The sequence below is a fragment of the Streptomyces sp. BBFR51 genome (genome assembly GCF_044591655.1).
GTDB lineage: Bacteria > Actinomycetota > Actinomycetes > Streptomycetales > Streptomycetaceae > Streptomyces.
Map to the genome: position 1 here is coordinate 6,128,959 of NZ_CP172448.1, position 19,237 is coordinate 6,148,195.

At 70.9% G+C, this 19,237-nt stretch carries 16 protein-coding genes; 11 read left to right on the forward strand and 5 right to left on the reverse strand.

The features are described from left to right. Positions 1-45: 45 nt before the first annotated feature. A complete protein-coding gene (locus tag ACGH7X_RS28140) occupies positions 46-1,461 on the forward strand; it encodes a PLP-dependent aminotransferase family protein (RefSeq protein WP_399889703.1) in 1,416 nt (471 codons plus the stop codon). On the opposite strand, the gene ACGH7X_RS28145 is transcribed toward ACGH7X_RS28140, so the two are convergent. Both ACGH7X_RS28145 and ACGH7X_RS28150 read right to left on the reverse strand, forming a co-directional pair. Then, positions 1,427-2,014 carry an anthranilate synthase component II gene (locus tag ACGH7X_RS28145; protein ID WP_399889706.1) on the reverse strand — a complete coding sequence of 196 codons (588 nt, stop codon included), beginning with the start codon at positions 2,012-2,014 and terminating at the stop codon, positions 1,427-1,429. The two genes, ACGH7X_RS28140 and ACGH7X_RS28145, sit on opposite strands and share 35 nt — an antisense overlap. Continuing rightward, the gene (locus ACGH7X_RS28150) at positions 2,011-3,543 is read right to left on the reverse strand and encodes an anthranilate synthase component I family protein (protein ID WP_399889709.1); all 1,533 of its coding nucleotides are present in this window, start codon (positions 3,541-3,543) and stop codon (positions 2,011-2,013) included. The genes ACGH7X_RS28145 and ACGH7X_RS28150 overlap by 4 nt, the downstream gene beginning before the upstream one ends. A 176-nt stretch (positions 3,544-3,719) precedes the next feature. Between ACGH7X_RS28150 and ACGH7X_RS28155 the strand changes: the two genes are divergently transcribed. Then, positions 3,720-5,051, forward strand: a complete 1,332-nt coding sequence (locus ACGH7X_RS28155; protein ID WP_399889712.1) for a class II 3-deoxy-7-phosphoheptulonate synthase — start codon at positions 3,720-3,722, stop codon at positions 5,049-5,051. Between the two features lie 83 nt (positions 5,052-5,134). On the opposite strand, the gene ACGH7X_RS28160 is transcribed toward ACGH7X_RS28155, so the two are convergent. Next, complete coding sequence (locus ACGH7X_RS28160; protein WP_399889715.1) at positions 5,135-5,743, reverse strand: NADAR family protein; 609 nt, start codon at positions 5,741-5,743, stop codon at positions 5,135-5,137. 202 nt (positions 5,744-5,945) lie between these two features. Here ACGH7X_RS28160 and ACGH7X_RS28165 point away from each other — a divergent pair, with 202 nt between their 5' ends. From ACGH7X_RS28165 to ACGH7X_RS28200, 8 genes are all read left to right on the forward strand, one after another. Then, positions 5,946-7,481, forward strand: a complete 1,536-nt coding sequence (locus ACGH7X_RS28165) for a gamma-aminobutyraldehyde dehydrogenase (protein ID WP_399889718.1) — start codon at positions 5,946-5,948, stop codon at positions 7,479-7,481. 64 nt (positions 7,482-7,545) lie between these two features. Further along, positions 7,546-8,793 (forward strand): PotD/PotF family extracellular solute-binding protein, encoded by a 1,248-nt coding sequence (locus ACGH7X_RS28170; RefSeq protein WP_399889721.1) that lies wholly within the window; start codon positions 7,546-7,548, stop codon positions 8,791-8,793. Between the two features lie 5 nt (positions 8,794-8,798). Next, positions 8,799-9,992: an ABC transporter ATP-binding protein gene (locus ACGH7X_RS28175; RefSeq protein WP_399889724.1), complete on the forward strand. Its 1,194-nt coding sequence runs from the start codon at positions 8,799-8,801 to the stop codon at positions 9,990-9,992. Next, positions 9,992-10,921 carry an ABC transporter permease gene (locus ACGH7X_RS28180; RefSeq protein WP_399889726.1) on the forward strand — a complete coding sequence of 310 codons (930 nt, stop codon included), beginning with the start codon at positions 9,992-9,994 and terminating at the stop codon, positions 10,919-10,921. The genes ACGH7X_RS28175 and ACGH7X_RS28180 overlap by 1 nt, the downstream gene beginning before the upstream one ends. Beyond that, positions 10,922-11,722 carry an ABC transporter permease gene (locus tag ACGH7X_RS28185; RefSeq protein ID WP_399889729.1) on the forward strand — a complete coding sequence of 267 codons (801 nt, stop codon included), beginning with the start codon at positions 10,922-10,924 and terminating at the stop codon, positions 11,720-11,722. A 73-nt stretch (positions 11,723-11,795) separates the two neighbouring features. Continuing rightward, positions 11,796-13,223 carry an NAD(P)/FAD-dependent oxidoreductase gene (locus ACGH7X_RS28190; RefSeq protein WP_399889732.1) on the forward strand — a complete coding sequence of 476 codons (1,428 nt, stop codon included), beginning with the start codon at positions 11,796-11,798 and terminating at the stop codon, positions 13,221-13,223. A 135-nt stretch (positions 13,224-13,358) separates the two neighbouring features. Then, positions 13,359-13,817 (forward strand): hypothetical protein, encoded by a 459-nt coding sequence (locus tag ACGH7X_RS28195; protein WP_399889735.1) that lies wholly within the window; start codon positions 13,359-13,361, stop codon positions 13,815-13,817. 147 nt (positions 13,818-13,964) lie between these two features. Beyond that, positions 13,965-15,782, forward strand: a complete 1,818-nt coding sequence (locus tag ACGH7X_RS28200; protein WP_399889738.1) for a chitinase — start codon at positions 13,965-13,967, stop codon at positions 15,780-15,782. Here the strand turns inward: ACGH7X_RS28200 and ACGH7X_RS28205 are convergent. Further along, positions 15,721-16,410 carry a phosphatase PAP2 family protein gene (locus tag ACGH7X_RS28205; protein WP_399889741.1) on the reverse strand — a complete coding sequence of 230 codons (690 nt, stop codon included), beginning with the start codon at positions 16,408-16,410 and terminating at the stop codon, positions 15,721-15,723. The two genes, ACGH7X_RS28200 and ACGH7X_RS28205, sit on opposite strands and share 62 nt — an antisense overlap. Positions 16,411-16,454: 44 nt before the next feature. On the opposite strand from ACGH7X_RS28205, the gene ACGH7X_RS28210 reads away from it, so the two are divergent. Beyond that, positions 16,455-17,336, forward strand: a complete 882-nt coding sequence (locus ACGH7X_RS28210) for a hypothetical protein (protein WP_399889744.1) — start codon at positions 16,455-16,457, stop codon at positions 17,334-17,336. A gap of 376 nt (positions 17,337-17,712) precedes the next feature. On the opposite strand, the gene gabT is transcribed toward ACGH7X_RS28210, so the two are convergent. Then, complete coding sequence (gene gabT / locus ACGH7X_RS28215; RefSeq protein ID WP_399889747.1) at positions 17,713-19,047, reverse strand: 4-aminobutyrate--2-oxoglutarate transaminase; 1,335 nt, start codon at positions 19,045-19,047, stop codon at positions 17,713-17,715. Between the last annotated feature and the right edge of the window lie 190 nt (positions 19,048-19,237).

The following is a 19,237-nucleotide window of genomic DNA, read 5'->3' on the forward strand; positions in this document are numbered from 1 at the left end:
GTCCAAACACCGAATCGGAATCGGGTGTACCGGAAAGGAAGAAGAATGGCACTGCACTTGTCGGTGCCGGTTTCGCGGAATTCCGGCGAATCCCTCACCTCGCAGATACAGCGGTTCATCAAACAGGAGATCCAGCGGGGCACCCTGCACCCCGGCACCCGGCTGCCACCCAGCCGATGGCTCGCCGCGGACCTCAAGGTCTCCCGCAGTGTGGTGGTGGAGGCGTACGCGCAGCTCGCCGCGGAGGGCTATCTGGAGGCGGCCCGCGGTGCCGGCACCCGCGTCCGGACCCATCTGTCGCGCGAGGCGGTGGTACCGGTGCTGCTCGACGAGGGCCCGGTCCCGCCGATGCGCTGGGACCTGCGGCCGGGAAGCCACAACGCCCCCGGGTTGCCCCGCCGGGAGTGGCTCACCGCCTACCAGCGCGCCCTGGGCGCCCCGCGGCCCCGCGGCACCGCCCACCCGTATCTGGCCGGCGAGCCGGAACTGCGCGGCGAACTCGCCCGCCATCTGGGCCGGTTGCGCGGGGTGCCGGCCACCCCGACCGGTGTCCTGGTGGTCGGTGGGTTCGCCCAGGCCCTCGCCCTGCTGTGCGCCGCGCTCCCGGCGATCGGCATCACCGAGCTGGCGGTGGAGGATCCCTGCCATCCCGGGCAGCGCCGCTTCGTGCGGGACAACGGCCTGCGTGTGGTCCCGGTGCCGGTGGACGACGAGGGCATCGACGTCGACGCCCTCGCCGCGACCTCCGCCCGGGCCGTCCTCGTCACCCCGGCGCACCAGTTCCCCACGGGAGCCGTGCTCTCCGCCGCCCGGCGCGAGGCACTCGTGCGCTGGGCACGGGCCGTCGACGGATGGATCGTGGAGGACGACTACGACGGCGGGCTCTGGTACGACGACCGCGTTCCGCGACCCTTGGCACTGCAACGCCTGGATCCCGAACGGGTCGTATACGCCGGCACCGCCAGCAAACTCCTCGACCCCGGCCTGCGGCTGGGCTGGCTGGCCGCCTCCGAGGAGATGCTGCGCCGGCTGCTGCACGTCCGCGCCGGGCACGACCTGGGCACCGAGTCGTTCACCCAGCTGGCCCTGGCGGAACTGCTGCGCAGCGGACTGTTCGACCGGCACCTGCGCCGGCTCACCGAGCGCTGCGTGGCCCGGCGGCGCGCCCTGGAGGAGGCGGTGCGCACCCATCTGCCGGGTGCGACGGTGCCCGGCCCGGCCGCAGGCCTGCACGCGACCGTCCGGCTGCCCGAGCACACCGACGAGGCGGCCCTGGTCGCCGGTGCGCTCCGACGCGGGGTCCTGGTGCGCGGGGGCACCGCGTTCGGGGCTGTGCCCCGTCGCGGCAGCCCCGCGCTCGTCGTCGGCCACGCCCATCTTCCCCGGTCCGGGATCGACGAGGCCTTCGGTGAGATCGGCGCCGCCCTCAGTTCGCCGGGACCGGGTTCCGGGCTCCGGTGAGGAAGTTCTCGAACAGACGCAGCCCGCCCGTGGTCATGATGCTCTCCGGATGGAACTGAACCCCGGCCACCGGCAGCGCCCGGTGCCGCAGCCCCATGACGTAGCCGTGGTCGACGGCGACCGCGGTGGTCACCAGGGGGTCGGGCAGCGGCTCCGCGGCCACCAGCGAGTGGTAGCGGGTGGCCTCCAGCGTGTTGCCGAGCCCGGCGAACAGACCCGCGCCGTCGTGGCGGACGACGCTGGTACGGCCGTGCATCACCTGCTGCGCGACATCGATCCGCCCGCCGTACGCCAGGGCGATCGCCTGATGCCCCAGACAGACTCCGAGCACCGGAACGCTCCCGGCGAAGCGGTGGACCAGCTCCACATGGCCGGAGTCGGCGGGATGTCCCGGACCCGGGCCGAGGACCACCGCGTCGGGCTCCAGGGCGGCCAGCTCGTCCGGCGTCCGGGTCCGTGAGCGCACGACCTCGGTCGCCGCCCCCAGAGTGCGCAGATATTGGTCGATGACATGCACGAAGCTGTCGTACGCGTCGATGAGCAGTACCTTCACGGCAGCAGTTCCTCCCCGGTGAGCGCCCAGTGGGCGGCCCCCATCTTGGCCAGCGTCTCCCGCCATTCCGCCTCGGGCTCGGACTGCGCCACCAGGCCGGCGGAGCTCTGCGTGGAGTAGGTGGCGCCGTCGAACTCGACCGTTCGGATGCACAGCGCCAGTTCGCTCCACCCGCGCACGTCCACCAGTCCCACGGCGCCCGCGTAGGCGCCTCGCGCCTCGCGCTCCAGCCCGTCGACGATCTCCATGGCGCGCAGCTTCGGCGCACCGGTCATGGTGCCGGCGGGGAACGTGGCATGCACCGTGTCCCACACGGTGACATCGTCGGCGAGCCGGCCGGAGACGGTGGAGACCAGGTGGTAGACGTGCGAGTAGGCCTCCACCTCCATCAGCCGGTCGACCGGCAGCGTGCCCGGCAGACACACCCGGCCGATGTCGTTGCGGCACAGGTCCACCAGCATGATGTGCTCGGCCTGCTCCTTGGTGCTTTCCCGCATCTCCTTGATCCGCAGCCGGTTGTCCTCGTCGTCCGCGCCGCGTCGGGCGGTTCCGGCGATCGGGCGCATCGTGATCCGGCCGTCCTCGATCCGGAAGAACAGTTCGGGGCTCGCCCCGATCAGCAGCGTGTCGCCGCGCGGCGCGAGGTACATGTACGGCGAGGGGTTGCGCGACCGCAGCCGCCGGTAGACGTCCACGGGCGTCAACTCGCTGCGGACGTCGATGCGGTGGCCGATCTGGATCTGGTAGATGTCGCCGACGCGGATGTGCTCCAGGCAGCGCTTCGCCCACCGAAGGAACGTCTCACGGTCCAGGCTGTCGCGCACCGAACTCGGTTGGGGCGCCGACGCCACGGATGCCGTGGGCCGTCCGGCCAGCCGGCCTGCGAGCCGCGCGAACCCGGGGCCGGGGCGGGCATCGAGCGCGTCGCTCTCGGCCCGCAGCTCCCGGACCCGGCCGGCCTCGCGGTCGTAGCACACCGTGTGCCGGAACAGGGCGAGTGTGATGTCCGGGCCGCGCGGAGCCTTGGTGCGGGCGCCGAGCCTGTCCATGTGCCAGGTCGACTCGTACGCCAGGCAGGTGAGGAACCCGAACGCGAACTCGCCCGGCGGGACATCGCCGCTCACCTCGAACACATCGCCCTGAACGGCGTCCAGGAAAGCCCACAGCAGCTCAGGCCGCTCGGCCCGGAGCTCGGCGGCGGTGCCGCCGGTCTTCTCCGGCGCCGGGGCCGCACAGCGCGTCAGTCCGAGGGCGACCGCGAGGTCCAGCAGGGCGTCGACGAGTACCGGCTCACCGGTCACCCGCAGGACCACCGCGGCCTCCGCGTCCGCCAGGACTCGGACCTCCAGCAGCCGCCCACATCCCAGGAAGGCCCGGTCGGGAGCCTGCCCGGCGCCCGCGGCGTTCTCGAGGAGGAAGACGTCGTCCGCGTCGTGGGTGCGGCGCAATTCCTCGTAGAGATCGATCGGGTCGTGCGTCGGCAGGGCCGTCGCCGTGACGCTTACCTGAACGGGTGCGCTGCGCGCCATTGTTCATCCCTCTCGCTTCGGTGCCGGTAAACAGCGAATCAAGAAGCGCCCGCGGGCAGCCAGACCAATTCCGTCGCGCGCGGCCGGTCCAACTCCGTATGCGCTTGACGGAAAAGGCAGCCGACCATTGAGTGAGGCCCTCCGGTACATGACCGAAGAAGACCGAGGGAGCCGAAATGGCGTCGGAACACCGCACCGGTCCGCGACCGTCGGCCGACCAGCAGCCCGAGTGGCCGGACCCGGGGCAACTCCGTGAGGTCACCGCGAAGCTGGCCGCGGCGCCACCGCTGGTCTTCCCCGCGGAGTGCGAGACACTGCGCGCGCGGCTCGCCGCGGTCGCCCGGGGCGAGGCACTGCTGCTGCAGGGCGGGGACTGCGCGGAGACGTTCACCACCGCGACACAGGAGTCGGTCGGCGGCAAGCTGCGCACGCTGCTCCAGATGGCGGTGGTGCTGTCCCACGGGGCGTCGCTGCCCGTGGTCAAGGTGGGCCGCATGGCCGGACAGTTCGCCAAGCCCCGGTCCCAGCCCTTCGAGGAGCAGGACGGCGTGCGGTTGCCGTCGTACCGCGGGGACGCGGTCAACGCACCGGGCTTCTCGGCGCGCGAGCGCACCCCCGATCCGGCCCGGATGCTGCGGATGTACGAGACGTCGTCGACCACGCTCAACCTGGTGCGAGCACTGACGACCGGTGGTTTCGCCGACCTGGCGCAGGTGCACGAGTGGAACCGCGCCTTCGTCGCCGCCGCGCCCAGCGGGTGGCGCTACGAGCGACTGGCCGACGAGATCCAGCGGGCACTCGCCTTCCTGCGCGCCTGCGGCGGTGACACCCGCGCCCTGGCCACGGCCGAGTTCCACGTCAGTCACGAGGCTCTGCTCCTCGACTACGAGCGTGCGCTGACCCGCACCGATCCGGAGACCGGCAGGACCTACGGAACCAGCGGTCATCTGCTGTGGGTGGGGGAGCGCACCCGCCGGACCGACGGCGCTCACATCGACTACGCCGCCGGCATCCGCAACCCGGTCGCCGTCAAGCTGGGGCCGAACGTGACGGCGGACACGGTGCTGCGGTACATCGACCGGCTCGACCCGGACCGGGAGCCGGGCCGGCTGACCTTCGTCGTCCGGATGGGGGCGGAGCGGGTACGGGATCTGCTGGCGCCGTTGGTGGAGAAGGTCGGTGCGGAGGGCGCCCTCGTCTGCTGGGTCTGCGACCCGATGCACGGAAACACGTTCGTCGCGCCGAGCGGCCACAAGACCCGGCACTTCGACGCGATCGCCGACGAGGTCCGGGGCTTCGTGGAGGTGCACCGCGCTCTCGGCACCCACCCGGGAGGGGTCCACCTGGAGCTCACCGGCGACGACGTCACCGAGTGCCTGGGCGGGAGCAGCACCGTCGACCTCGACACCCTGCCGAACCGGTACGAGACGGCGTGCGACCCACGCCTCAACCACTCACAGGCACTGGACCTGGCCTTCCTGCTCGCGGACTGGTACCGCGCGGGCTGACCCCGGCCCGTCGGCAGCCCTTCCCCGCCCGGCCCGCCCGCGGCTGCGCCGCCCTGCCGCCGCCGCGGGCGGGCCGGCGGGGCTCAGTGCCGCTCGCGCGTCCTCAGCCGCTCCCGGGCCGCCATCAGGGCGAAGCCCAGGAGGTTCTGCCCCCGCCAGCGCTCCGGATCGGTTGCCGCCTCGGTGTCCGCGGCCAGGCCGATGCCCCACACCCGGTCCACGGGGCTCGCCTCCACCAGCACTCTGTCGCCCGTGTTCAGCAGGAACGTCCGCAGTGCCGGGTCCGAGGCGAACTTGTGGGCGCTGCCCTCCACCACGATGCGGAACCGCTCCCGCTCCCACACCGCCTCGTCGAAGCCGCGCACCAGCCGGCCCGCCTTCTTCGCCCCGGCGGGACGGCCGGCCGCCAGCACCCGCCGCTCGGCCTCCGTGTCCTCGAAGAGCCGGGCCTTGCCCGCCATCATCCAGTGCTCGGCACTCGCGTACTCCACCCCGGCCACGGTGAAGGGCGAGGGCCACCACTGGCTCAGACAGCCCGGTCCGATCCGGCCGTCCGGGAGCGGCCGGTGCCCCCAGAAGCACAGGTACTTGATCCGTGCGCCCGCCCGGACCCGCCCGACCAGCGCTTCCCTGCTGTCGATGACCTCCGCCGCCGCCCCCGCGAGGCGCTCCGCCCCCGTGATCTCTCCCATGCACGCGAGTGTGGCACGCGCCACTGACACTCCGTCCGCCCTTTTCCGTGGCGACTCGACACCTGGTCGACAGATTCCGTCGCGTAACCAAATGGCAACAACGGAATCACTTGTTGGAGGCCTAGTGCTCTGTCAGGATCGGCACTCACATCGAGCCTGAGCCACGCCGGCCCCCACCACGGGGAGACCGAGGAGAGCCGACATGCACAACCCGGGCAACGCCACCCCGGACCGATTTCCGGCCCAGGAGCGCTTCGCGGCCGGGGCCCAGTACATCGCGGGCCGTCTGACCAGGGGCACCTCCGGGCGTACGCACACGGTCGTCGATCCGGCCACCGGTGCGGACGTGCTGACCTACGAACTCGCCGGCCCCGAGGACGTCGACGCGGCCGTCGCCGCCGCGCGGGAGGCGTTTTCCGGCTGGGCCGGTGCCACTCCGGGCGAGCGCTCCGACGCCCTGCACCGGTTCGCCGAGGTGCTCGCCGAGCACGCCGAGGACTTCGCCCGCGCGGAGTCCCTCCAGTGCGGGAAGCCGCTGAAGCTGACCCGTGAGTTCGACGTGCCGGGCACGGTCGACAACGCGTCCTTCTTCGCCGGTGCCGCCCGGCACCTCCGGGGGCAGTCGGCGGGGGAGTACTCCGGCGACCACACCTCGTACGTGCGCCGCGAGCCGATCGGCGTCGTCGGGTCCGTCGCGCCCTGGAACTATCCCCTCCAGATGGCCGCCTGGAAGATCCTCCCGGCGATCGCCGCGGGCAACACCGTCGTGCTGAAGCCCGCCGAGATCACCCCGCTGACCTCCCTGATGTTCGCCCGGGCCGCGACCGAGGCCGGCATCCCCGACGGTGTGATCAACATCGTCAGCGGCACCGGACGGGAGGCCGGTGAGCACCTCGTCGCCCACCCCGACGTCGCCATGACCTCCTTCACCGGCTCCACCGCCGTAGGCAGGCGCGTCGCCGAGGTCGCCACCGCCACCGTCAAGCGCCTCCACCTGGAACTGGGCGGCAAGGCCCCCTTCCTCGTCTTCGACGACGCCGACCTCGACGCCTCCGTGCACGGAGCGGTCGCGGGCGCGCTCATCAACACCGGCCAGGACTGCACGGCCGCCACGCGCGCGTACGTGCAGCGACCCCTGTACGAGGCGTTCGTCGAGAAGACCGCCGCCCTCATGGAGAGCGTGCGGGTCGGCGACCCCTTCGCGCCGGGCACCGACCTCGGGCCCCTGGTCAGCCACGTCCAGCGTGACCGCGTCGCCGGCTTCGTCGACCGGGCCCGCTCCTACGCGCGCGTGGTGACCGGCGGCGAGGCACCCCAGGGCGAGCTCAAGGACGGCGCCTACTACCGGCCCACCCTGATCGCGGACGCCGCGCAGGACAGCGAGGTCGTCCAGTCCGAGATCTTCGGCCCCGTCCTGGTCGTGCTGCCCTTCGACACCGACGACGAGGGCATCCGGCTGGCCAACGACACGCCGTACGGGCTCGCCGCCTCCGCCTGGAGCCGGGACGTGTACCGGGCGGGCCGCGCCACCCGCGAGATCAAGGCGGGCTGCGTGTGGATCAACGACCACATCCCGATCATCAGCGAGATGCCGCACGGCGGGTACAAGGCGTCCGGCTTCGGCAAGGACATGTCCGCCTACTCCTTCGAGGAGTACACACAGGTCAAGCACGTCATGTTCGACAACACCGCGGTGGCGGCCAAGGACTGGCACCGCACCGTCTTCGGGGACCGATAGGACCGACAGCCATCACGCCAGGCCGCCGACCACGGCCGACCCACCCGAAAGGGCAACCACGCGCATGGAGCAGTACGAGCCCGACCGCCTGTCCCCGGCCCAAGTGGCCGCCATGCGGCGCAGTCTCAGGAGCGGCAGGGCCGCCCTCACCCGCCGTTCGCTGCTGCGCGCCTCCACCGGTGGCGCGCTCGCGGTCGGCGGACTCGGCCTGCTGAGCGGATGCGGCATCCCGGCGGCCGGAAAGACCGAGGGCGGCGTGTCCGCCGAGGACCACTCCAAGGAGGAGAAGCAGGTCCGCTTCTCCAACTGGACCGAGTACATGGACGTCGACGAGAGCGGCAGGCGGCACCCCACGCTGGAGGCGTTCGCCAAACGCACCGGCATCAAGGTCACGTACACCGAGGACATCAACGACAACAGCGAGTTCTTCGGCAAGATCCAGCCGCAGCTCGCCGCGGGCCAGGAGACCGGCCGCGACATCATCGTCCTCACCGACTGGCTGGCCGCCCGCCTCATCCGCCTCGGCTGGGTCCAGAAACTGGACCCGGCCAACCTGCCGCACGCCTTCGCCAACCTGTCGGCGCAGTTCCGCAACCCCGACTGGGACCCGGGACGCGCCTACTCGTACCCCTGGCAGGGCATCTCGACGGTCATCGCGTACAACAAGAAGGCCCTGGACGGCATCGAGGTCAAGTCCGTCTCCGACCTGCTCGACAACCCGAAGCTCAAGGGCCGCGTCGGCTTCCTCACCGAGATGCGCGACACCGTCGGCATGATGCTGCTCGACATGGGCAAGGACCCGGCCCGCTTCCTGGACGACGACTACGACGCCGCCATCGCCCGGCTCCAGAAGGGCGTCGACCGCGGCCAGATACGCCGCTTCACCGGCAACGACTACACCGCCGACATCAGCAAGGGCGACTTCGCGGCCTGTCTGGCCTGGGCCGGAGACGTCGTCCAGCTCAAGGCGGACAACCCCGACGTCGACTTCGTCATCCCGGACAGCGGCTACATCACGTCCAGCGACAACATGTTGATCCCCAACAAGGCGCGGCACAAGACGAACGCCGAGCGGCTCGTCGACTACTACTACGAGCCGGGCCCCGCCGCGGAACTCGCGGCCTACATCAACTTCGTCTGCCCCGTGGACGGCGTGAAGGACGATCTGGCGAAGATCGACGAGGACGCGGCGAACAACCCGCTGATCATTCCCGACCAGGCCATGCAGGCCAGGTCGCACTCCTTCCGCTCCCTGAGCTCGAAGGAAGAGACGGCATACGAAGAGAAGTTCGCAAAGCTCACTGGGGCGTGACGACTATGACGACGCATACGAAGAAGACGCAGCCAGAGGCCACGGAACGCGGCGGCGACGTCCGCCTCGCCGGCATCAGCAAGACCTACGGCTCCTTCACCGCCGTGCACCCGCTCGACCTGACCGTGCCCCAGGGCTCCTTCTTCGCCCTGCTCGGCGCCTCCGGCTGCGGCAAGACCACGACCCTGCGCATGATCGCCGGACTGGAGGAGCCCAGCGGCGGCACCGTCCACCTCGGCGACCAGGACGTGACCGCTCTCCCGCCCTACAAGCGGCCGGTCAACACGGTCTTCCAGTCCTACGCCCTCTTCCCGCACCTCGACATCTTCGAGAACATCGCCTTCGGTCTGCGCCGGCGCGGCATCAAGAGCGTGAAGAAGCAGGTCGGGGAGATGCTCGACCTGGTCCAGCTCGGCGAGCAGGCGCGCAAGAAGCCGCACCAGCTCTCCGGCGGCCAGCAGCAGCGCGTCGCGGTCGCCCGCGCCCTGATCAACCACCCCAGGGTGCTGCTCCTCGACGAGCCCCTCGGCGCCCTCGACCTCAAGCTGCGCCGCCAGATGCAGCTGGAGCTCAAGCGCATCCAGACCGAGGTCGGCATCACCTTCGTGCACGTCACGCACGACCAGGAGGAGGCCATGACGATGGCCGACCGGGTCGCCGTGATGAACGCGGGCCGAGTCGAGCAACTGGGCGCCCCCGCCGACCTGTACGAGAACCCGCGCACCACCTTCGTCGCCAACTTCCTGGGCACCTCCAACCTCGTCGAGGCCGAGGTCGACACCCGCAGCGGCGACGACGTCGTCGTGAAGGCGGCCGGCGACAAGCTGGTGCTGCCCGGCGCCCGATGTTCCGCGCCGACGCAGGCGGGCGGCAAGGTACTGGTCGGGGTCCGCCCCGAGAAGATCAGCCTCACCCACGCCGACGACGCGGGCTCCATTCCCGAGGGCCGCAACCGCGTCACCGGCAGGATCAGCAACACCAGTTTCATCGGCGTCTCCACCCAGTACGTCGTGGACTGCGCGGCCTGTCCCGAGTTCGAGGTCTACGCCCAGAACATCGACCGCGACCCCCGGCTCACCCCCGGCGCCGAGGTCGTCCTGCACTGGAACCCGGCGCACACCTTCGGGCTCGACGCCGCTCAGTCCCTGCTTGCCGGGACGACGGGCGAGGCGGGTATCGCCGAGGGCGAGGCCCCCTGATGTCCACCCTCACCGAGGCGCCACCACCGCTCTCCCCGCCCGCGTCCGAGAAGAAGCCCCCGCGCAGGAGAGGCCGCTGGACGCCGTACTGGCTGCTGCTGCCCGGCATCCTGTGGCTGGTCGTCTTCTTCGCGGCGCCGATGATCTACCAGGCCTCCACGTCCGTGCAGACGGGTTCGCTGGAGGAGGGCTACAAGGTCACCTGGCACTTCGCCACCTACTGGGACGCGCTGTCCGAGTACTGGCCCCAGTTCCTGCGCTCGGTCGCCTACGCGGCCTCCGCGACGGTGCTGTGCCTGCTGCTCGGCTATCCGCTCGCGTACCTGATCGCCTTCCGCGCGGGCCGCTGGCGGAACCTGATCATGATCCTGGTGATCGCGCCGTTCTTCACCAGCTTCCTGATCCGCACCCTGGCCTGGAAGACGATCCTCGCGGACGGCGGCCCAGTCGTCGGCGCCCTGAACACGCTGCACGTCCTGGACGTGACCGGCTGGCTCGGCTGGACGTCCGGCGACCGGGTGCTGGCCACGCCGCTCGCGGTGGTCTGCGGACTGACGTACAACTTCCTGCCCTTCATGATCCTCCCGCTGTACACCTCGCTGGAGCGCATCGACGGCCGGCTGCACGAGGCGGCGGGGGACCTGTACGCGAAGCCGATCACGGTCTTCCGCAAGGTCACCTTCCCGCTGTCGATGCCGGGCGTGGTCTCCGGGACGCTGCTGACCTTCATCCCGGCGACCGGCGACTACGTCAACGCCTCCCTGCTCGGCTCGGCCGACACCGGAATGATCGGAAACGTGATCCAGTCCCAGTTCCTCAGAGTGCTGGACTATCCGACGGCGGCCGCGCTCTCCTTCATCCTCATGGCCGCGATTCTCGCCATGGTCACTTTCTACATCCGCAGGTCGGGGACGGAGGATCTCGTTTAAATGGCCTTCGTCAACTGGTTCAAGCGCCATCTGGTCGTGCTCGCCGGACTGCTGACGCTCGCGTATCTGCTGCTGCCCAATGTCGTCGTCACGGTGTTCTCGTTCAACAAACCGAACGGGCGCTTCAACTACGAATGGCAGCAGTTCTCCACGGACGCCTGGAAGGACCCGTGCGGGGTCGCCGGGCTGTGCGGTTCCCTCTCCCTCAGCCTCCAGATCGCCTTCTGGGCGACGCTCGGCGCCACCGCGCTCGGCACCGCGATCGCCTTCGCGCTGGTCCGCTACCGCTTCCGGGCGCGCGGCGCGATCAACTCGCTGATCTTCCTGCCGATGGCGATGCCCGAGGTCGTGATGGCCGCCTCGCTGCTCACCCTGTTCCTCAACATGGGCGCTCAGCTGGGGTTCTGGACGATCCTGATCGCCCACATCATGTTCTGCCTCAGCTTCGTCGTGACGGCCGTCAAGGCGCGCGTGATGTCGATGGACCCGAAGCTCGAGCAGGCCGCGCAGGACCTGTACGCCGGTCCCTTCCAGACCTTCGTACGGGTCACGCTGCCCATCGCCGCCCCCGGAATCGCGGCCGGCGCGCTGCTCGCCTTCGCGCTGTCCTTCGACGATTTCATCATCACCAATTTCAACGCGGGTTCCACCGTCACCTTCCCCATGTTCGTGTGGGGATCGGCCCAGCGCGGAACGCCCGTTCAGATCAATGTCGTCGGTACGGCCATGTTCGTCGTCGCCGTACTGTTCGTACTGGTCTCCATGGCCATCGGCAACCGCCGAAACCGCAGCAAGACATAAAGACGCAAAGGCGCAACGGCGCAAACGAATAAAGGCGCAAGGCGCGTCAGTGCATTCGTAGGGAGTTGAAATCATGGCCCCGAGCGCCATGAGCCGCAGCAACGACTGGACGAAATCCCTTTCCGACGCCCAGCCGGTCCCGTACTGGCTGGACGACCCCGGCCGTCCCCGCCCCGAGGCCGCCCTCACCGGCGTCGAGACCTGCGACCTGCTGGTCGTCGGCGGCGGCTACAGCGGGCTGTGGACCGCACTGATCGCCAAGGAGCGCGACCCCGGGCGGGACGTCGTGCTGCTGGAGGGCCGCGAGGTGGGCTGGGCCGCCTCCGGCCGCAACGGCGGCTTCTGCGCCGCCTCCCTCACCCACGGACTGTCCAACGGCCTCGCCCGCTGGCCGGACGAGATCCGCAAGCTCGAGGAACTGGGCGCCCGCAACCTCGACGCGATCGAGTCGGCGGTCGCCCGCCACTTGCTGGACTGCGACTTCGAACGCACCGGCGAGATCGACGTGGCGACCGAGGAGTACCAGGCCAGGGAGCTGAAGGACTGGTACGAGGAGATCCGCGCCCAGGGCCTCGCCGACGGCGTCGAGTACCTGGACGCCGAGGCCGTACGGGAACAGGTCGACTCCCCGACCTTCCGGGCCGGGCTGTACGACCGGCGTGGCGTGGCCATGGTCAACCCCGCCAAGCTCGCCTGGGGACTCAAGCGGGCGTGCCTCGATCTCGGGGTGCGTGTCTACGAGAACACCCCGGCGCTCACCCTCAGGCCCTACGGCGCCGGAATGGCCGTACGCACTCCCTACGGCGGGGTCCGGGCCCGCGCCGTCGCGCTCGGCACCAACATCTTCCCCAACCTGGTCCGGCGCGTGCGCCCGTACACCGTCCCGGTCTACGACTACGCCCTGATGACCGAACCGCTCAGCACGGAACAACTGGCCTCGGTCGGCTGGAAGAACCGGCAGGGCCTCGGGGACAGCGCCAACCAGTTCCACTACTTCCGCCTCTCCGCCGACAACCGGATCCTGTGGGGCGGCTACGACGCGATCTACCCGTACGGCGGCCGGGTGCGTGCCGAGTACGACGACCGCCCCGAGACCTACGCCAAGCTCGCCGGGCACTTCTTCTCCTGCTTCCCGCAGTTGGAGGGCGTCCGCTTCACGCACGCCTGGGGCGGCGCCATCGACACCTGCTCCCGCTTCTCGGCGTTCTTCGGCACCGCGCACCAGGGGAAGGTGGCGTACGCGGCCGGATACACCGGCCTCGGCGTGGGCGCCACCCGGTTCGGCGCCGAGGTGATGCTCGACCTGCTGGCGGGGGAGCGCACCGAGCGCACCGAACTGGAGATGGTCCGCAGGAAGCCGCTGCCGTTCCCGCCCGAGCCCTTCGCCTGGACCGGTATCGCGCTCACCAAGTGGTCGCTGGCCCGCGCGGACGCGCACGGCGGCCGGCGCAACCTGTGGCTGCGGACCATGGACCGGCTGGGACTGGGCTTCGACAGCTGAGCCGGGCCCGCCGGGCCCGCTCTCCGTGTGACCCGGTTCACTCCAACGGGGTGCGACAACCCGCGTAATGCTGCCGGGAGACCTCCCTCTCTCTCGTGACGCACCCCGCGTCCACGAGTGAAAGGGAGGTCTCACATGCCTGGGGCGAAGACGGCGGCCACCTGGCTGGCATCCGTCGCACCGAACCCCGAGTCCTGTCGGCGGGACTGGGAGCGCAACCCTCTGGGAGTCGCGCTGCTGCCCGCCGGCAAGGCCTGGGACGTGCTCATCCTGCCGAGCAGGCTCGGCTATCCGACCCTCGACGTGCTCTCCCGTGTGCTGGACCAGCCGGGCCCGGTGCTCGCCGACTTCGGCGACGCGCGCACGGGCTTCTTCGTGCCGGCCGGCACGGCGGCCCGCTGGCTGGGCACCGGCATCCGGACGGCCGGGCTCGGCACCTGGATCGTGGTGCCCCACCCCGGCGGGCCGTCCTCCGGCCAGATCCGCTGGCTGATCCCGCCGGACGGGACCGGCACCCTCACCGATCCGTCGCTCCTGGAACTCGCGATGCACGAGGCGGCGGCGGCTCTCGCGGTCGGGGAGAACGAGGGCTGAAACGAGGGCTGAAACTAGGGGTGAAAAGGAAGGTGAAACGGGAGGTGAGACGAGAGGTGAGACGCACAGGGGGTTGACAACAGAATTGGTCTGGACCAAGTTGGGCGCGCTCCACCCTCCCCATCTCCCCCATGTCCGGAGGTACTTGTGGAACGCTCCAGACCGCTCGCCCGTCGCCGCCTCGTCACGCTGCTCACCGCCGCGGCCCTCGCCGCGTCCGGCACGACCGCGCTCACGTCGGCCGCCCGTGCGGCCGACGCGGACCTCGCCCGCAACGGCGGTTTCGAATCCGCCCTCGACAACTGGACCTGTACGGCGGGCACGACCGTGACCTCGCCCGTCCACAGCGGCACGGCCGCGCTGAAGGCCACCCCGGCCGGCGCCGACAACGCCCGCTGCGCACAGACGGTGTCCGTGAAACCGGACTCGCAGTACGCGCTGTCCGGATACGTTCGCGGCGCCTACGTCTACCTCGGCGCGAGCGGCACCGGCACCACCGACGTCTCCGCCTGGACCCAGTCCGCCCCCGACTGGCAGCAGTTGACGACGACCTTCCGCACCGGTCCGGCCACCACCGAGGTCACGGTCTACACCCACGGCTGGTACGGCACCGGCGCCTACCACGCCGACGACATCACCCTCACCGGCCCCGGCGGCGAGACCGGCGGTCCCCCCGCGGCCCCCGGCGGTCTGAGGGCCGGCTCCGTCACCTCCTCCAGCGTCGCCCTGTCCTGGTCACCGGCGGCGGGCGCGACGGGATACGCCGTCTACCGCGACGGCACCAAGGTCGGCACGGTCACGGGCACCTCCACCACCGTCACCGGCCTGACCCCCTCGACGGCGTACGCCTTCCAGGTCGCCGCCGTCAACGACGCGGGCGAGTCGGCACGGTCGGCCACGGTCACCGCGACCACCGCCCAGCGTCCCGACGACGGCGGCGGATCGTCGGACCTCCCGGCCCACGCCCTGGTCGGCTACCTCCACGCCAGCTTCGCCAACGGCTCCGGCTACACCCGCATGGCCGACGTGCCCGACAGCTGGGACGTCATCGACCTGGCCTTCGGCGAGCCCACCTCGGTCACCTCCGGCGACATCCGCTTCGAGAGGTGCCCGGTCGCCGAGTGCCCGAACGTGGAGAGCGACGCCGAGTTCAAGGCCGCGATCAAGGCCAAGCAGGCGGCCGGCAAGAAGGTGCTGATCTCCATCGGCGGCCAGAACGGCCAGGTGCAGCTGACCACCACCGCCGCGCGCGACAAGTTCGTCTCGTCCGTCTCCGCGATCATCGACGAGTACGGCCTGGACGGCCTCGACATCGACTTCGAGGGCCACTCCCTGTCACTGAACGCCGACGACACGGACTTCAAGAACCCGAAGACCCCCGTCATCGTCAACCTGATCTCCGCGGTGAAGACCCTCAAGGCCAGGTACGGCGCCGACTTCGTGCTGACCATGGCCCCCGAGACCTTCTTCGTCCAGCTCGGATACCAGTACTACGGCACGGGCAAGTGGGGCGGGCAGGACCCGCGCGCCGGCGCCTACCTCCCGGTCATCCACGCCCTGCGCGACGACCTGACCCTGCTGCACGTCCAGGACTACAACTCGGGCCCGATCATGGGCCTCGACAACCAGTACCACTCCATGGGCGGCGCGGACTTCCACATCGCCATGACCGACATGCTGCTCACCGGCTTCCCGGTCGCGGGCGACGCGGGCAACGTCTTCCCGCCGCTGCGCCCGGACCAGGTCGCGATCGGCATGCCCGCCTCCACCAACGCAGGCAACGGCCACGTCTCCCCGGCCGAGGTGACCAAGACCCTGAACTGCCTCACGAAGAAGACCGACTGCGGCGCGTACGCGACCCACGGCACCTGGCCCGCCCTGCGCGGCCTGATGACGTGGTCGATCAACTGGGACCGGTACTCGAACTGGGAGTTCCAGAAGAACTTCGACGCGTACTTCGGCTGACCGGCGGCGACGTCCGGCGGAGCACCAGCGCGAGCGCGGCCAGCAGCACCGCGCCCAGGCACCAACTGGCCACCACGTCCAGCGGCCAGTGGTAGCCGCGCCGCACCAGCCCGTAGGAGGTGGCCAGGACCAGCACGGCGCACAGCACGACCAGCGTCCGGCGTACGGCCGGCGAGCGCGGCCGCCCGAGCAGCAGCAGCGTCGCCGCGCCGTACGCGACGACCGCCGTGGCGGTGTGACCGGAGGGGTAGTAGCCGACGGCCGGCGGCACCGCCGGGGTGCCTGGGCGGTCGGTCCACTCCTTCAGCGGGGCGACCAGCGCCGGCACCAGGACCATCGCGAGCGCCCCCGCCAGGGGCGGCAGCCACCAGCGGTCCACACCTCTGGCGCGCCCGTGCCACGCCACGTACGCCAGCGCCACCACGAGGACGGGCACCGCCACCTGCACATTGCCGAGGTCGGCCAGCAGCTCCGAGAACCGGTCCGGGTGGACGAGCGCGCGGCTCAGCCGCTCGTCCACCCCGACCAGCGGGCCGTCGGCGACGACCTGCCAGGTGATCAGAGCGAAGAGGAGGACGGGAAGCCCGACGAGGGCGGGCAGTACGCGCGAGGGGGCGGAGACGGGCATGACGCCCAGCTTCGCAGGCCGGCCGTCGCGTAGTCTCACCGCCCGTGACGACCATACGAACGGCACGGGACAGCGAGTGGGGAGAGACCTTCGCCCGGCTGCGGGCCATGGCCAAACAGGGCCGGTACGAGGAGGTCGAGGCCGAGGCACGGGCCCTGGCCGCGCTCCCGCGGAGGCCCTGGCGGAGGCGTCCGCCGCACTGGGAGGCGAGGGTGCTGGCCACGGGAACGGCCGTCATGCACGGCCGCGGGGCCGAGGTGCTGCACGAACTGGAAGCGCTGATCGCGGAACTGGCGCCGGCCGACCTCAACGCGCAGGTCCTGCGGCTGATCGCCCGCGGCAACCGCGTGGCCGCCCTGTCCGGCCTGCGGCGGTACGCGGAGGCGGAGACCGAGGCGCTCGGCATCCTGAGCGAGCTGACCCGGATCGCCCACCGCACCCCGGTGTGGCGGCTGGAGGTGAACACCCTGGTGCACCTGGCCGCCGTGCTGTGCGGGCTGGCCCGCCACGAGGAGGCAGAGGCCGTCGCCCGCGGCAACCTGCCCCGGGCGGAGGGACCCGCCGTCGCCGTCCTGCACGCCACGCTGGCGCGAAGCCTGAACGGACAGGGCCGCTGCGAGGAGGCGCTGGCCGAAGTCCGCCGGAGCCTGCCGCGGCCGCCCCGCTACGCCGGCGGGTACCTGGACCTGGTCACCGCCGAGGCCCTGTACGGCCTGGGGCGCCGCGCCGAGGCGGAGGCCGCCGTACGCCGTGCGCTGACCGACTGCGAGCAGCAGCTGCATCCGGCCCATCCGCGCATCGGGGAGGCCCGCGCCCTGCTCGCCCGCATCACCGGCGAGGAACCTCGCGAGGAAGACGGCGAGGCAGGCGGCGGGAACGACGGCGAGGAAGACCGCGGGCAAGACGGCGGGGAAGCCGGGAAATGAGACACCGAAGGGCCGGCACAAGGGGGGGGAGTGTGTCGGCCCTTCGGTGAACCACCGTCCCGAGTGCCGAGACGGCCGTCCTGACCGGAACGCCGCGCGCCCCGGGGGGTTTGGGGCGGGCGACCGTCCGATCGGTGAGGAAGCCGGAACCCGCGGGCTCCGGTTGTGTGCGCGAGGCACGACCAGGTCGAAGCTGGGGAAGCCGCGGCCTGATGATCCGCCCACAGTCCCCTGTGGGCGGGGTGTATCTCTCATCTGCGTAGAACCTACGGCAGGGGGTGGGCTCAGGACAGGGCCATCGGCGTCCTGACATCCACCTCGCACACCTTCTTCACACGCTCTGCCGGGTCGGCCGCGCAGGTGTGCGGAACGCGGCTCAGACGCCGGCGAGGGCCTGCTCGATGATGTCGAGGCCCTCGTTCAGCAGGTCCTCCTCGATGACCAGCGGGGGCAGGAAACGGAGCACGTTGCCGTAGGTGCCACAGGTCAGGACCAGCAGGCCCTCCTGGTGGCAGGCCTTGGCGAGCGCGGCGGTCGCCGCCGGGTCCGGCTCCTTGGTGTCGCGGTCCTTGACCAGCTCGATCGCGATCATCGCGCCGCGGCCCCGGACGTCGCCGATGATGTCGAACTTCTCGGCCATGGCGGCCAGCCGGGACTTCATGACCGCCTCGATGTTCTTCGCCCGGGCGTTGAGGTCCAGCTCCTTCATCGTCTCGATGGCACCGAGCGCGCCCGCGCAGGCCACCGGGTTGCCGCCGTAGGTGCCGCCGAGGCCGCCGGAGTGCGCGGCGTCCATGATCTCGGCGCGGCCGGTGACGGCGGACAGCGGCAGACCGCCCGCGATGCCCTTCGCCGTCGTGATCAGGTCGGGGACGATGCCCTCGTCCTCGCACGCGAACCACTGGCCGGTGCGGCAGAAGCCGGACTGGATCTCGTCCGCGACGAACACGATGCCGTTGTCCGAGGCGAACTCGCGGAGCGCGGGCAGGAAGCCCTTCGCCGGCTCGATGAACCCGCCCTCGCCGAGCACCGGCTCGATGATGATCGCGGCCACGTTCTCCGCGCCGACCTGCTTGCTGATCTGGTCGATCGCCTGCGCGGCGGCCTCCGGGCCGGCGTGCTCGGCGCCGGTCGGCCAGCGGTAGCCGTAGGCGACCGGCACGCGGTACACCTCGGGCGCGAAGGGGCCGAAGCCGTGCTTGTACGGCATGTTCTTCGCGGTCAGCGCCATCGTCAGGTTGGTGCGGCCGTGGTAGCCGTGGTCGAAGACGACGACCGCCTGCCGCTTGGTGTACGCCCGGGCGATCTTGACGGCGTTCTCGACGGCCTCGGCACCGCTGTTGAACAGCGCCGACTTCTTGGCGTGGTCGCCCGGCGTCAGCTCGGCCAGCGCCTCGGCGACGGCGACGTAGCCCTCGTACGGCGTGACCATGAAACAGGTGTGGGTGAAGTCGGCGAGCTGCGCGGACGCCTTGCGTACGACGGCCTCGGCGGAGGCGCCGACGGAGGTCACCGCGATGCCGGAACCGAAGTCGATCAGACGGTTGCCGTCGACGTCCTCGATGACGCCGCCGCCGGCGCGCGCGACGAAGACCGGCAGCGTGGAGCCCACACCCTGCGCCACCACGGCCGTACGGCGAGCCTGCAGCTCCTGCGACTTCGGGCCGGGAATGGCGGTGACGACGCGGCGCTCCTGCGGAAGTGCGGTCATGGGGGGCTCCTGGGGTCGTGCCGGATCCGCGGGACCTGGTGTGCCTGCGGGATCCGCGGGATCTTACGGACGCTTGCCTTCTTTTCTCGCAGGTTAGGACCGGCGGTGTGGGGTGGGCATGCTCCATGTGGGCGTTGTCCGTCAGGCCGGTTGTCCGGCATGGACAGGTGTCGGGAACGGCGACATATGG